The sequence below is a fragment of the Chitinophaga oryzae genome, assembly GCF_012516375.2.
Classification (GTDB): Bacteria; Bacteroidota; Bacteroidia; order Chitinophagales; family Chitinophagaceae; genus Chitinophaga; species Chitinophaga oryzae.
Genome location: NZ_CP051204.2, coordinates 7,824,087 through 7,838,707, shown reverse-complemented (window position 1 = coordinate 7,838,707; position 14,621 = coordinate 7,824,087). Strand labels below are relative to the sequence as shown.

Sequence of the window (14,621 nt, the reverse complement as noted above, 5' to 3'; positions counted from 1 at the left end):
TATGAGAAAAATCTTTTTACTATTGCTGTTGCCAGCATTGAGTTTAGGAAGTGTGGAGGTAATGGGTAGCAACAGCGTACCTAAAGAGACGGCGTTACCCTGGGTCTCGCCCGACACTACAGTGAAATTCCGCAAAGTACATTTGCCGAAGGACTCTGTAGCGCCTACTCCCACCACCATGGCAGTGAAGAAAGCTGCCCAGAGCCTGCCGAACACCATTCGCAGCGCTAAAGTATACGAACAGATCAACAACAACCTGGTAGCCGGTTATGTAAACAACTACGCTACCCGGTACAGCCAGCATCTTCAGATCATGGTGGAAAGAGGTCAGCCTTATTTCGCCATGGTAGAGAAAATCTTCCGTGAACACGGTATCCCGGAAGAGATGAAATATCTCGCTGTTATCGAATCCAGCTTTAATACCAACGCACGTTCCAGGGTAGGAGCCGTTGGCGCCTGGCAGTTTATGGCCGGTACCGCCCGCATCTTCGGTCTGAACGTAGGTAAAAAAGTAGATGAACGGAAAGACTTTTACAAATCCACTATGGCTGCGGCCCAGTACCTGAACAAACTGTACGAGCAGTTTGACGACTGGTTGCTGGTAGTAGCGGCTTACAACTGCGGTCCCGGTGGCGTACAACGCGCCATGAAGGCCAGCGGTCGTGAAGATTTCTGGGGCATGCAATATTTCCTGCCTGCAGAATCCCGTAACCATGTGTATAAATTCATTGCTACCGGTTACATCCTGGATCGGTTCAACAACTTCTTCGGTGTGAGCGACGAACCTGGTATGCCTGTAGCGGAAAATACGGCCGCTCCTGCAGCTGCTACCGCCGCTGTGGCCAGAGGCCCGCTGACAGAAGACGAGATCTTCGGCAGCGTGGAAATCAACGTGACCGGCAAATACCGCCTGGAAGCCATCGCCAAAAAACTGGAGATGTCTGTAGCTGAACTGGACCGCTATAACCCGGGCTTTGCCAAAGCAATGGCCAGCGCAGAAAACAATTACGATCTGCGCATCCCGAAAGAGAAAATGAAGCTGTTCCTCGCTGAAAAAGACGAGATGCTGAAAGAGTCCGTTCAGATGACACTGGATGATAAAGCAGTAGGAGTGGACAAATCCAAGTTCCCGCCTCCGGCTAAAATGCCTGCAGCGAAAACGGCGCCTGCCAAGAAAGCGGCTACCGCCACCAGCACCAGGAAGCACAGCAGCGCTAAAAAATATACTGCTGCAAAAAAACAAACGACCAAAAAGAAGACCACTACCCGTAAAAAGTAGTTCCTTCTGCAGATAAAAGAAAATAAAAAACCCGTGCGGTATTACCTGCACGGGTTTTTTATTTATGATCTGCCGGATCGTTTGCAGGTACGCATCACCCAAGGCGTTATAGTCCGGGAAACTATACTGCCAGCAGGCCTTTCTTTCTTTCACTGAAAGCCACGAGGTCCAGCAGTGGGCCGGTCATAAAAGTGGTGGCCAGCGCCATCAGCACCATCATGGCAAATATTTCGGGCGACAGGATGCCGAGATCGTACCCGATATTGAGCACTACCAGCTCCATCAGGCCGCGGGTGTTCATCAGCGCGCCGATCGACACAGACTGGCGCCATGATTGTCCCATGAGCCGGGCGGTAAGGGTGCTGCCTCCAAATTTACCGGCTACGGCCACCAGCATGATCATCCCGCATACCACCCAGAGGTGGCTTTCATTCAGCAGGCCGATCTGGGTACGCAAGCCGGTAAACACAAAAAATATCGGTAACAGCAGCAGTACGCTCACATCTTCCAGTTTATCCGTCAGCAGTTGTTTGACGCCTGCTTCCTGTGGCATGATAACGCCTGCCAGGAAGGCGCCGAAGAGGGCATGTATGCCGATCACTTCCGCAGCGAGGGCAGAGAGCAGCAGGGTGAGGAACACCGCAGAAATGGCTGCTTTCTGGCGTCCGCGGGACATGTGGCGGTTCACCGTACGGGCCAGCCAGGGCCTTACCAGCAGCAGCACTGCCGCTACAAAAACAATGGACAGCACAATGGTAATCAGTGCGCTGACCAGTCCTCCTGCTTTTACGATCGCCACTACTACCGCCAGTATACACCAGGCGGTCACATCATCCGCGGCGGCGCAGGTGATGGCCATGGTGCCCAGCGGTGTGCCGGTAAGCTTTCTTTCCTGTACGATACGGGCCAGCACCGGGAAGGCCGTAATGCTCATAGCGATGCCCATAAACAGCGCAAAAGCGAGGAAGCTGACACCTGCCGGCGCGAAGGTGGTAAAAAGGTAATAAGCCAGCCATACGCCCAGGAAAAAGGGCACGACGATGCTTGCATGACTGATCATAACGGCGTCGTGCGCTTTGTTCCGGATTTTGCTGATGTCCAGCTCCATGCCTACAATGAACATAAAAAAGGCGAGGCCTATCTGGCTGAGGAACTGAAGTGTCTTTAGAGACTCTGCCGGAAAGAGGAAAGCGGAAAGGGAGGGCATGGTCCATCCGAGGAGGGAGGGGCCCAGCAATACGCCTGCGATGATTTCTCCTACCACCGCCGGCTGCTTTATTTTATTGGCCAGTATGCCAAACAGGCGGGCTACCAGCATGATGGCGATGATCTGCAACAGCAGCAGGGCCAGGGGGTGTTTCAGGTTGTCGAAGTACTGCCACCAGTTGCTGGCAGCGGCTGGTGTGGCCGGCGGGGTGGCGGCAACGGGCAGGAGCTGTTTTACCGGCAGCAGCCTTCCCTGTTCGAGGATCACCCATATCAGTATCCCAAACACACCGATGATGGCAGGGTAGAGGAGGAGGCGTTTTTTCATAAGGTGATTTGTAAAAGTAAATACGGACTTGCAGAGTTGGTAGAAGCTTCCCCTGCAAATCCGTAATGCTGTAATGTTTGATAGATATTACAATCAGATGGCTGCGATGCCGGGCAGTATTTTGCCTTCGAAGAATTCCAGCATAGCGCCGCCGCCGGTGGACACGTAGCTTACCTTGTCGGCCAGTCCGAACTGGTTAACCGCCGCTACGGAGTCACCGCCGCCCACGAGGGAGAACGCTCCCTGTGCAGTGGCCAGCACGATAGCGTCCGCAACGCCTTTGGTTCCTTTCTGGAACGCTTCCATTTCGAAAACGCCCATAGGACCGTTCCACAGGATGGTTTTGGATGCCTGGATGGTTTCGCTGAAGATGGCTACGGAAGCGGGTCCGATATCGAGGCCCATCCAGCCGGCGGGGATATTATCGTTGGACACCACCTGGGTGGCGGCATCGGCAGCGAATTTGTCCGCCGCAACAGAATCTACCGGCAGGATCAGCTTAACGCCTTTGGTGCGGGCTTTGTCCAGCAGTTCATTGGCGAGGTCCAGTTTATCATTTTCACAGAGGGAGTTGCCTATTTCCTTGCCTTGCGCCTTGAGGAAGGTATAAGCCATACCGCCGCCGATGATGATGTTATTGGCGCGGTCCATCAGTGTTTCGATGATCAGTATTTTGTCGCTCACTTTAGCGCCGCCGAGGATGGCAGTGAAAGGGGCGGTGGCGTTGTTGAGTACTTTCTCCGCGTTGGACACTTCCGCTTCCATGAGGAGGCCGAACATGCGGTCCGGCTGAGCGAAGAACTGTGCGATAACCGCTGTGGAGGCGTGTGCGCGGTGGGCGGTGCCGAAGGCATCGTTGACATACACGTTGCCCAGTTTAGCCAGCTGTTCAGCGAAGGAGGCATCGCCTTTCTCTTCTGCTTTGTGGAAACGCAGGTTTTCCAGCAGGAGCACTTCGCCCATTTGCAGGTCGGCAGCGGCTTTTTCGGCTACGGGGCCGGTGCAGTCTTCTGCAAATTTAACGGTAGCGCCGTCCAGCAGGGAAATGAGATGGTATACGAGGTGTTTCAAAGAATATTTATCGGTAGGACCATCTTTCGGGCGGCCGAGGTGGGACATCAGGATGACAGCGCCGCCATCTTTGAGGATTTTCCTGATGGTAGGAACGGCAGCGCGCATGCGGGTGTCGTCCGTGATTTCGAACTTATCGTTCAGGGGAACGTTGAAGTCCACGCGGACCAGGGCTTTACGGCCGTTGAAATGATAGTCGGAGAATTTGCTCATATGTAGCGATTTAAGAGAAGGATTTAGCCATAAAAAAACCGCGGGCCAACAGCACAAAGCGAGTTTCAACCAAAATGATCTGGCCTGGCTGCTGCTATGGTGTAGTTGTTCCGCGGAATGTAAAAAGTATCCCCGGCAGCGACTGCCGGGGATACGATCTGATTATTTGCTGATCAGGCCGGCGAAGTACTTCACAGTACGAACCAGCTGAGATACGTAGCTCATTTCGTTGTCGTACCAGGACACGGTTTTAACCAGCTGATGATCACCAACGGTCATTACTTTAGTCTGGGTAGCGTCGAACAGGGAACCGTAGTGGATACCGATGATGTCGGAGCTTACGATTTCATCTTCAGTGTAACCGAAAGATTCGTTGGAAGCTGCTTTCATCGCTGCATTCACTTCTTCAGCAGTTACTTTTTTGCTGAGGATGGTCGTCAGCTCAGTGAGAGAGCCGGTGATGGTAGGCACACGCTGTGCGTTACCGTCCAGTTTGCCTTTCAGTTCAGGCAGTACCAGGCCGATAGCTTTTGCAGCACCGGTGCTGTTCGGAACGATGTTGGCGGCAGCAGCGCGGGCACGGCGCAGGTCACCTTTCGGATGCGGAGCATCGAGGGTGTTCTGGTCGTTGGTGTAAGCGTGAACGGTGGTCATCAGGCCGGTAACGATACCGTACTTGTCCTGCAGTACTTTGGCCATAGGAGCCAGGCAGTTGGTGGTGCAGGAAGCGCAGGAGATAACCGTTTCAGTGCCGTCCAGCAGTTCGTGGTTTACGTTGAACACGATGGTTTTCAGATCACCGGTAGCAGGAGCGGAAATTACAACTCTCTTAGCGCCAGCGGTGATGTGCGCAGCAGCTTTGTCTTTATCAGCAAAGAAGCCGGTGCACTCAATCACTACGTCAATGTCGTGCTCTTTCCAGGGAATTTGAGAGGGGTCTCTTTGTGCATATATCTTCACATCTTCGCCGTTCACATTAATTGCGTTCTCGGAATGTTTAACTTCTGCATCAAACCTACCCTGCGCTGAATCATATTTCAGCAAATGCGCCAGCACGGTTGGGCTGGTAAGGTCATTGATAGCTACCACATCAATGCCGGGCATTTTGTAAATCTGGCGGTATACCAAACGACCGATACGGCCGAATCCATTAATACCAATTTTGAGAGTAGTTCCCATTTTTTGTCGTGATTTGAGTATGAAAAAATCGAGAGCGAATTTACAATCAATGCGTTTATTAATCAATATAAATTTGAGTTATCAAAAATTATTTTGGAAATATAAAACAATAATGTACTTTTGCAATCCCAAAACGATACGCCGCGTTGGTCAAGGGGTTAAGACGCCTCCCTTTCACGGAGGAATCACGGGTTCGATTCCCGTACGTGGTACGAAGTAAAAACCGGTCTCAATGACCGGTTTTTTGTTTTATACCAGGTGGATATATATGTTTCCACTTTTTGATGTTTGGGTGCTGCGGCATTTTTTCAGTGAACGTATTTTCTGGTTTCCACGATCAATAACATTCTGCATAAAGTTTTTTCAATTCTTCATCGTTGCCATGAAACCCGGTAATTCTCCTGCTTTTTTTTAACGGATAAAAATTCAAACGGAAGCAAAAACGGGCGGAAACTGAACCTAATGGTCCTCATCCGGTTGCGACTCCGGGTTCGAAATGGCTGCCTGGCCTTTCGGGTGAAGCATGGGAAATGATATCAACACCGCATGGGATGATGGCTGCTGATAAAATACTGCGCTATAAATGTTATTTTTAATTGCACATACCTCAAATCCGCAAATCTTATGGCAAAACGGAGAAAGCTTAAAGATGTCATCCGTCTCTATCCTTTACAGCGCAGTATGATCAGCCTGGGGCTCACGGCACTCGTGTGGGCAATATTGCAAGTGTGTCGTATCACTATCAGTCCGTTGGTGCTTTCCGTGCTTTTATGGGACGTTTTCGCCCTTTCCTATATCGGCATCGCCTGGCTGGTGTTTGTGTGGCGCAAGGTGCCTGAAATTCGCGCATGGGCCCGGGAGGATGACGGCGGACGAACTTTCGTGACCATCTTTCTCCTCGTGTCTTCCTTTGCCAGCATGATCATCGTGGCATTGCTGATGGTGTCTGACGAGCCGGAGAAACCGGGTATCTACCTGCCGGTGGCGATTGTGGGGATATTATCTTCCTGGGCATTGGTACACACCACCTACAGCTTCCACTACGCCCACCTGTTTTATGATGACGATGTGCATGACAGCAACCGTCACGCCGGCGGACTAAATTTCCCGCAGGAGAAATATCCTGACTACGTGGACTTCGCCTACTTTTCCTTTGTGATCGGAATGACTTTCCAGGTATCGGATGTGGAGATCGGCAGCCGCGCCATCAGACGCACCGTGCTGATACATGGATTATTATCCTATCTGCTCAATACATTTGTGATGGCGTTGACGATCAACCTGATCGCCGGGCTGATTCATAAATAAAATGCTCCTCAAAAAAGCAGCTGTTTATCCTGTCAATCATCTCCCGAAAAATAAATTCAAAAAAAATTTTGTGATGTAAAACTATTCCCTATCTTTGCAATCCCAAAACGGAAATGCCGCGTTGGTCAAGGGGTTAAGACGCCTCCCTTTCACGGAGGAATCACGGGTTCGATTCCCGTACGTGGTACAAAAAAAGCCTGCAAATTTTGCAGGCTTTTTCTTTTTCTGACGATAACATCCCGCTCTTTCTTCACAATGCCCGGGTCGTGAATGCACAATCGTTGACACCTCATTTGATTACCCGCCGGTTTATTGTTATATTCGTTCAGTGCGTAAATAAGTTTTCGTGCTGTAGTAACCCAAATTATCAGGAACAAACGTACCCCCGCTCAAAATAATCAGGCACCACGTACAATTGTTCGCCCTCATCTTAAACTGATACTCCAAAATCAATCTGCACTTTGGCAAATAATGAACATATACAACTGCTTGCATACTGGCGAAGCTCCCTTGCGGACGCATCCCGTGTGGAGATCCCGGTGGAGAAATCCCCCCATCAGTACAAGGCAGTGGTTGATTTCGTAAAGGGAAGTGTTTCAGCAGAACAAGCAGCTGTGCTGATTGATAAAGCGGAAGAACAGCTGAATGATATAAAGGGACGAAAGAGCAAAGACGATCCGGAATGGGAGTACCTGGATGAAACGAATATCCTTATAGCGCCTTTCCGTGTAAGTCCTGATCCTGAATATACCAGGTATTCAGGAGAACCGGATGTTAGTTATCCATTCTGGATAAGGGCTGCGGTAAACAGAGAAGGGAATTTAAAGACCCACGATGACACTTTCCCTTACATTCCCCGTCCGCATCTGGAGCCTCAGGTAAATGAAGCGGTAAACTTCGTTTTTTCGGACGTAGATACAGTCGACGCCGCCTTTGCCATGCCCTTTATGAATGACGGCAAATGGAACAGTTACCGCAAATACCTGGAAGAAGTGTTCAGAAAAATTACCGGAGTATCCATTTGGCAATATTCCGCAGAAAGACATACCGTGGAGTTTTCCTATACCATGGTCGCTTATGAACCATTAACCAGCGCAGCAGACGGGATTATAAAATTATACGACTATCTGATCCGGGAAAAAGAAGTGCCTGCAGTATTGGAGCGGCTGGCTGATAAAGCTGATGCCGGCCAGCGGCCGTTACTGGCGGCGGATAATTTTGAGCAGGCATCGGTCCGCCATCTGGGGCAGATGGCTTATGCCTATCCGTTATCCGTATCCCAACGAAAGTCTTTATATCATTTACAAACACTCGATAATGGTGAAATCCTGGCGGTAAACGGTCCTCCAGGCACTGGCAAAACTACTTTGCTGCAAAGCGTGGTGGCGAATGAAGTCGTACAAAGCGCCCTCAAAGGAGAAGCGCCCGCTGTAATCCTCGCCTGTTCTACCAATAACCAGGCTGTTACCAATATTATCGATAGTTTTTCCGGCATCACACAAAAGCCCGGACTGCTGTATGAACGCTGGCTGCCGGGTATTAAGGGGTTTGGCCTTTATCTTCCGGCGCAGGGAAAGAAGGTAGCGCAAAGCATTCCGCATCTTAAACGTATAGCCGGAAGATTAGCCGGCGCACATATCGATAAGGAAAATGTCTCCTATCTCGCAACCGCTGAACTTCAATATGTTGATAATTTTGAACGTTGTATGGCACAAAAGGGCTTAAGCGTTCAGGAAATTACCCTGCTGCTGCGGAGCAAACTGAAAGAGAAAGAGAAGCAGCTTGAAGAAGGCATACAACTATGGCAACAATATAAAAGAATTTCGGCCCTGATCGAAAAGTTAGCGCCGGAGGCTGATATCAGTTTGTTTCAGTACAATACACTGAATGAAGCGCAATTAGCGCAAATTGAATCTGCTGTGAGAGCGCTCGAACAGCAGATCGTTGATTACCTGGACAAAGAATCTGTTTGGATAAAGCTCTTTGGGTTCCTGCGGTTTGTAAAAGAAAAAAGAGCCTTCCGGTTATCGTATTTGTTTCGCGGGTGTCCGCTAAACTACGATGCAGTGGACTTTTACAACATAGGCTCTTTCCATCATTTTTTTAATGAAAGACTTAAACTGATACAACAGATCAGGAAGTATGCACAAGCCTGGAACCAGTGGAAGAAAGCCTGCCATATACAGGCAAACCCGCCTGCCGATGACGAAGGGTTTAAGGCAGCTGAACGAAACCGGCAGTCATTCTTCTACGACGAGTTGGAAATGGGTTTGAAATACGATTTGTTTTATCTCGCCATCCATTATTGGGAGGGCAGATGGATACTGGCCACACAGGAAGTTATTGCGGAAGACCGTATTCACAGAAACGGAACAGCCGATGCAGCAAAGCGCTGGCAGCGCTTTGCCATGTTGAGTCCCTGCTTTGTTTCCACTTTTTTTATGGCGCCGAAGTTTTTTACTTACTCAAAGCTAATTAAAGGAAGTGGATCGAAAAGTGTTTGGGACACACCGCCATTAACTGCTTTTATTGATCTCCTTATTGTTGATGAGGCCGGGCAGGTATCTCCGGAAGTGGGCGCGGCTACTTTTGCGCTGGCCCGGAAAGCAGTAGTGGTAGGAGATACCCTACAGATAGAGCCTGTATGGAACGTACCGGCGAAGGTGGACCATGCCAATTTGTTCCGCTCCCGTGTGATATCAGATATCAATGATCAGTATGCAATTGGCGAACTTCTGACGAAAGGCTTCCTGAGCAGCTCCGGTAGTATTATGAAACTGGCCCAGAAGGCGACGCCTTATCAAATGTATCAGGACATGGAGCGTGGAATGATGCTAACAGAACACAGGCGATGTTTTGATGAAATTATAACCTACTGCAACAAACTTGCTTATCATGGTTTATTGGAGCCCAAAAAAGGTCCGGCAAAAGATATATTATTCGCGCCTATGCAGTTTCATGCTGTCAGCGGCATTTCTGAAGCAAGAGGGACCAGTAAGGCCAATCAGGAAGAAGCCGTTGCAATTGCCTCCTGGGTTTTAACCCATCAGCAACAGATTATCAGCTATTACCAGGAGATAGAAAATGCTGCTGCAAACAGAGAAAAGCGGGTGGCTAAAACACTTCGGCTGGCGGATGTTATAGGCATTATCACTCCATTCACCGGCCAGAAATATGAATTGTCCAAAACGCTTCGGAAATCAGGAGTGGACCTCTCCGGGCTCACCATCGGTACTGTACATGCACTGCAGGGAGCGGAGCGCCCGGTGATTTTATTTTCTGCCACCTACGGTAGCAACGATATAAAGAAGGGGTACTTTTTTGACCGCGGGGTAAATATGCTAAACGTAGCAGTATCCAGGGCTAAGGATGCCTTTGTGCTGTTCGGGAATAAAGAAATATTGACGAAAAGCGATACTACGCCTTCCGGACAATTATACCGTTACATTAAATGGCTTACTGAAAAGCCGATGACCATCGGCCAGGAAGCTAGTTCTTTTCCTCCCCACCCCTGATGATCTTCTTCCGGTGTGCTTTCCCCCATTTGATCATCTCCAGGATAATATCTCCAAAAGTGCGGCAATAGCCGGTAGCCGTATATTCTACGGTCACCGGAACGGTCGGCGTCACTGTTCTTTTGACCAGCTGATTGGCTTCCATCTCTTTCAGTTCCCTCGACAACATCCGGGTGGTAATGCCGGGAATGCTGCGCTCTATCTCCCTGAAACGATGGTTGCCGTTGCAGATGGAATTGATAATAGGCAGCCGCCATTTCCCGCCGATCACATAAATCGTATCCTGCAACGCCTGCAGCTCATCCTTCTGACTGCGGGAATTATTCAGGGTTTCGGCTATTTCCTTCAGTCTTTTTTTATCCGTCATACTGGTATACTCAGTTATACTGGTTACAAAGTTATATCAATTCCCCCATACCTTTGTCATGAATTATTTAATCATACAAATCATGGAAACACTGAAAGGAAAAACAGCCGTCGTGACCGGCGGTAACAGCGGCATCGGTTATGCCACAGCCAGGGAATTAAAACAACAGGGTGCGACGGTGATCATCACCGGCCGCCGTAAAGATGCTATTGACACGGCCGCGGCCGAGCTGGGCGTTACCGGCCTAGTGGCCGACCAGGGCGATCTCGCTGCCATCGAAAGCCTCGCCGGTACCATCAAAGCAACATTTGGGAAAGTGGACATCCTGTTTATCAACGCCGGCGTCCTGGGCGGAGGTGCTATCGAACAGGCAACGGAAGCGGTATTCGACCAGGTGATAGATATTAACTTCAAAGGCGCCTATTTTACGTTGAGTCGCTTTATCCCCCTCCTGAATGACGGCGCATCGGTGACCTTCCTCTCGTCCAACACGGCCAGCATGAACGTCGCCAACTCTTCTATCTATTCCTCCAGCAAAGCGGCTTTAAATGCCGTGATGAAAATTGCGGCCCTTGAACTGGCGCCAAGGAAAATAAGGGTGAACGCCATAAGCCCCGGACCGATTGAAACAGCGATCCTGCAAAAACAAGGATACGACGAGGCGCAGCTCGACGGCCTGAAAGCCTGGATGCTGGACCGTATACCGTTGCAGCACATGGGGAAAGCCGGCGACGTGGGAAAAATGGTAGCCCATTTATCCGGTGATGCGGCCTCCTTTATTACCGGCGCGGAACTGGTGATGGACGGCGGTATGAGCCTCTGACTACCGCTGCTCCCACTTACCGCTGACACACTCTCACGTCCCACGGATTGCCGTCAATATTAAGCGGGACCGATTTTTGACATATCAAGGCAAACATTTAGTACATTTATCTTACAGCTACTTTTTTCCTGAACACCATGATCGAACAGATTATCTGGTCAGTCGCCCCATTACGGTATCGCACAACGAGGTATCTCTGCACCCTGTTGTGCGGCCTCTTTGTAATGCTTACTGCCAGCGCGCAGCAGGAAAATATCTCGTATCATTTCCGTCACCTTGATATCAGCAACGGTCTTGCCAGTAACCACGTATCCGCCATCCTGCAGGACCGCAAAGGGTTTATCTGGATCGCCAGTACCGCCCTGCAACGGTACGATGGTACCAACCTGGTGACCATGGCCAACTTCGACAGGGTGCCAGGCTCCATCTACTACGACGATATCTGCCTCTGCGAAGATAGCCGTGGCCGCATCTGGATGGGCACCCCGGATAATATCCGTGTATACGACCCGGTAACAATGCTCATCAAAACCCTCAAAGTGGCCGACAGAACGGAACTGCCGGAGGGTCTGCAATGCAGCAACATCATACAGGACCACCACGGCGTGATATGGGCCACCACCCGCGACGGCCTCATGCAGTTCGACGAAGCCTCTTTCAGCTTCCATAAAGCAGCCATGGTGCCCGAAACCGACCGCCTGCAAATGCAGGACGGTATTATGGAGGACGAAACCGGGAACCTCTGGCTCAGTGGGAAAGAGCATTTGTATATTCTCGACCGTGACCGTAAACAGCTGTTCACCCCCGGCAATAACCCCGGACACCTGCCGGTACTGGATATCCGCAACAGCTTTAAAAAAATCTATACCGATAAACAACACCGCATATGGCTGGCCGGCAGAAAGGGCATCCTCTACCAGTACATTCCCACCGCCAATACGCTGCGGGAATACCGCTTCAATACCCCGAAGGCGATCATATTTTTGATGTGATGACGGACGGTAACCAGCAACTCTGGGTAGCCACAGAAAAAGGCGGCATTTTCCGGTTGAATGACTCGCTGCAACGGTTCGATTTCAACATCACCAGCAACAATGCGGATGAAAGGGGATTTCATTATGACTACGAAGCCAATTGTATGCTGAGCGACCGGGAAGGCCACCTGTGGATAGGTACCGACCGGGGCGTGAATATCCTCAGTATTCACAATACCGCTTTCCGGATGCTCGACCACCGCACTGCCTTTGATAAGACCGCCAAACGGCTGCCGGCGGCAGAGGTGACAGGCATTTACCAGGCTACTAACGGCGACGTATACGTGGGTTACTGGGGAAAAGGTTTCAGCAGGTTGTCTTCCCGGCTGGAACTGCTGGACAACTATTTTCATGGTACTGATACCGCCAGGACCATTCCTGAGCAACGGGGCCTGGTATGGACTTTCGGTGAACTGAAAAACGGCACTATCCTCGTGGGACAGGAAAATGGCAACCTGTCGCTTTTTAATCCCGCTACCGGGCGGTTTATCCGGCATCTTACCTCTCCTGCGCTGCACGAACAAACGTTATTGCGCCTGCTGGTACAAGGGGATACGGTGGTGTGGATAGGTCTTTATAAGCGTGGCCTCGCCAGCTGGGACCCGCGTACCAACCGGTTTACCTATTATCATGAAATCACCGACTCGCTGAAACGTCCTTTGTCGGTGCTGCAGATCGTGACCGAGCGGGATTCGCTGCTATGGCTGGCTTCCAGCGGTGGTGGGTTGATCCTTTTTGATCCGCACAGGCGAAAGATCGTTACCCGGCAGAATTTTGAATGGCTCCAGCACAGCTATAACAACGTCACCTCCCTGGTAAGATATAATGACAGCACCCTGTTAGCCGGTACCGATCACGGGCTCTGGATGTACAACACCCGGAACGGCACTTACGTACCCGTCAGGATTGACGGGCAGCTCTTTGACGAATGGGTACTGAATATCCGGGAAGATGTCCGCGGGAAGTTCTGGTTCATCACGCCTTATGGCTTTTACCGGTACACTATCCCCGGTGGAAAACTGGAGACATTTACGCAGAACGACGATATCATCGACAACTCCCGCAAGGTACGCCGCCGTATCTCCTGGCTGAAAGACGGCCGGCTGCTGGTGGGCGCCTCCGATCACTTTGTGGTATTTGAACCCGATAAACTCGAAGTGGCGCCACCTCCGCCCGATGTGACCATCGTCAATATGAAGGCGTTGGACAGTATTGTACTGATAGAAGAAGCGCTGCGCGGCAATAAACCTGTTGAGCTGAAACACCGCCAGAATATCATCAGCATAGAATTCAAAAGCCTGTCTTATCACCAGGAGAAGATCCGTTACTACTATCAGCTGGAGGGGCTGGACGAAGACTGGGTGAGCGCGGAAAACATGCTGGTGGCCAAGTATACTAACCTGGCGCCGGGCAGTTATACTTTCCGGGTAAGGGCGGTCAATTCAGCCGGCACTACCTCCCTGCATACCAGTGAACTGAAAATATTCATCCGGCCGGCATTCTGGCAAACGCCCTGGTTCCGTATCCTGTGTGTCTTGCTGGCGCTGGGACTGATTTATCTTTATATCCGGCTGCGTATTTCCTCCGTGAAGAAAGAGGCGCGTGAGCGGGCCGCTATCCAGCAGCAGATGGCGCAGCTGGAAATGAAAGCGCTGCGTGCACAAATGAACCCGCACTTTATTTTTAATGCGCTGAACTCGATCCAGACATTTATGATGAAGAGTGAAACGGAGCAGGCACTTGCTTACCTGGCGCGGTTTGCAAGGCTTATCCGTAATGTGCTGGACAACTCCCAGCTGAATAATATCCCTGTCTCCAAAGAGGTGAATATGCTCACCAACTACCTGGAACTGGAAAAGCTGCGTTTCGCAGATGCCTTTGAATATGAGTTTATCGTAGATCCTGAACTGGAGCCGGATTTTGTGGAGATACCCACCATGATCCTGCAACCCTTTGTGGAGAATGCCATCTGGCATGGTATCCTGCATATCCCCGATAAAGGGAAAATCAGGATTATGTTCGCCCGTGTAGGCGACAGGGTATTATGTACCATAGAAGATAATGGTATCGGCAGGGCCAGGTCGGCAGCGCTCCGGAAAGTGGACGGCCAGCACTACTCCCGCGGGCTGCAGATTACCCGTGACAGGTTACAGCTGTACAACAGCCGTTTTAATATGGATGCCAGCTTTGATATCGAAGATTTGAATGACGGCGCAGGAAACGCAACAGGGACAAGGGTTAACATCTGGTTCCCGTATGTACATGAATAGTCAATTACGAATTACGAATTGAGGGCTC

10 protein-coding genes and 2 tRNA genes are annotated in these 14,621 nt (G+C 50.5%); 8 read left to right on the top strand and 4 right to left on the bottom strand.

From position 1 onward, the window contains the following. The first annotated feature begins 1 nt into the window (after nucleotide 1). The gene (locus HF324_RS31025) at nucleotides 2–1,279 is read left to right on the top strand and encodes a lytic transglycosylase domain-containing protein (RefSeq protein ID WP_168861585.1); all 1,278 of its coding nucleotides are present in this window, start codon (nucleotides 2–4) and stop codon (nucleotides 1,277–1,279) included. Nucleotides 1,280–1,400: 121 nt separating this feature from the next. Here HF324_RS31025 and HF324_RS31020 read toward each other — a convergent pair whose 3' ends face one another. The 3 genes from HF324_RS31020 to gap form a co-directional block, all read right to left on the bottom strand. Further along, nucleotides 1,401–2,813 carry a cation:proton antiporter domain-containing protein gene (locus HF324_RS31020; RefSeq protein WP_168807436.1) on the bottom strand — a complete coding sequence of 471 codons (1,413 nt, stop codon included), beginning with the start codon at nucleotides 2,811–2,813 and terminating at the stop codon, nucleotides 1,401–1,403. 93 nt (nucleotides 2,814–2,906) lie between these two features. Beyond that, nucleotides 2,907–4,097: a phosphoglycerate kinase gene (locus HF324_RS31015; protein ID WP_168861584.1), complete on the bottom strand. Its 1,191-nt coding sequence runs from the start codon at nucleotides 4,095–4,097 to the stop codon at nucleotides 2,907–2,909. 162 nt (nucleotides 4,098–4,259) lie between these two features. After that, entirely contained in the window at nucleotides 4,260–5,276 is a 1,017-nt protein-coding gene (gene gap / locus HF324_RS31010) for a type I glyceraldehyde-3-phosphate dehydrogenase (protein ID WP_168807432.1), read from the bottom strand. Nucleotides 5,277–5,416: 140 nt separating this feature from the next. Between gap and HF324_RS31005 the strand changes: the two genes are divergently transcribed. From HF324_RS31005 to HF324_RS30990, 4 genes are all read left to right on the top strand, one after another. After that, nucleotides 5,417–5,488, top strand: a tRNA-Glu gene (locus HF324_RS31005). A 412-nt stretch (nucleotides 5,489–5,900) separates the two neighbouring features. After that, the gene (locus tag HF324_RS31000) at nucleotides 5,901–6,584 is read left to right on the top strand and encodes a DUF1345 domain-containing protein (protein WP_168807422.1); all 684 of its coding nucleotides are present in this window, start codon (nucleotides 5,901–5,903) and stop codon (nucleotides 6,582–6,584) included. Between the two features lie 115 nt (nucleotides 6,585–6,699). Beyond that, nucleotides 6,700–6,771 (top strand) — tRNA-Glu (locus tag HF324_RS30995). Between the two features lie 274 nt (nucleotides 6,772–7,045). After that, complete coding sequence (locus HF324_RS30990) at nucleotides 7,046–10,099, top strand: DEAD/DEAH box helicase (protein WP_168861583.1); 3,054 nt, start codon at nucleotides 7,046–7,048, stop codon at nucleotides 10,097–10,099. Here HF324_RS30990 and HF324_RS30985 read toward each other — a convergent pair. Beyond that, nucleotides 10,074–10,466 carry a winged helix-turn-helix transcriptional regulator gene (locus HF324_RS30985; RefSeq protein ID WP_168861582.1) on the bottom strand — a complete coding sequence of 131 codons (393 nt, stop codon included), beginning with the start codon at nucleotides 10,464–10,466 and terminating at the stop codon, nucleotides 10,074–10,076. The two genes, HF324_RS30990 and HF324_RS30985, sit on opposite strands and share 26 nt — an antisense overlap. Nucleotides 10,467–10,548: 82 nt before the next feature. On the opposite strand from HF324_RS30985, the gene HF324_RS30980 reads away from it, so the two are divergent. The 3 genes from HF324_RS30980 (at nucleotide 10,549) to HF324_RS30970 (ending at nucleotide 14,593) form a co-directional block, all read left to right on the top strand. Beyond that, on the top strand, nucleotides 10,549–11,289 hold the full coding sequence (locus HF324_RS30980) for an SDR family oxidoreductase (RefSeq protein WP_168861581.1): 741 nt from the start codon (nucleotides 10,549–10,551) through the stop codon (nucleotides 11,287–11,289). 137 nt (nucleotides 11,290–11,426) lie between these two features. Further along, nucleotides 11,427–12,281: a ligand-binding sensor domain-containing protein gene (locus HF324_RS30975; RefSeq protein ID WP_168861580.1), complete on the top strand. Its 855-nt coding sequence runs from the start codon at nucleotides 11,427–11,429 to the stop codon at nucleotides 12,279–12,281. Then, nucleotides 12,281–14,593: a sensor histidine kinase gene (locus tag HF324_RS30970; RefSeq protein WP_168861579.1), complete on the top strand. Its 2,313-nt coding sequence runs from the start codon at nucleotides 12,281–12,283 to the stop codon at nucleotides 14,591–14,593. The genes HF324_RS30975 and HF324_RS30970 overlap by 1 nt, the downstream gene beginning before the upstream one ends. Nucleotides 14,594–14,621 lie beyond the last annotated feature (28 nt).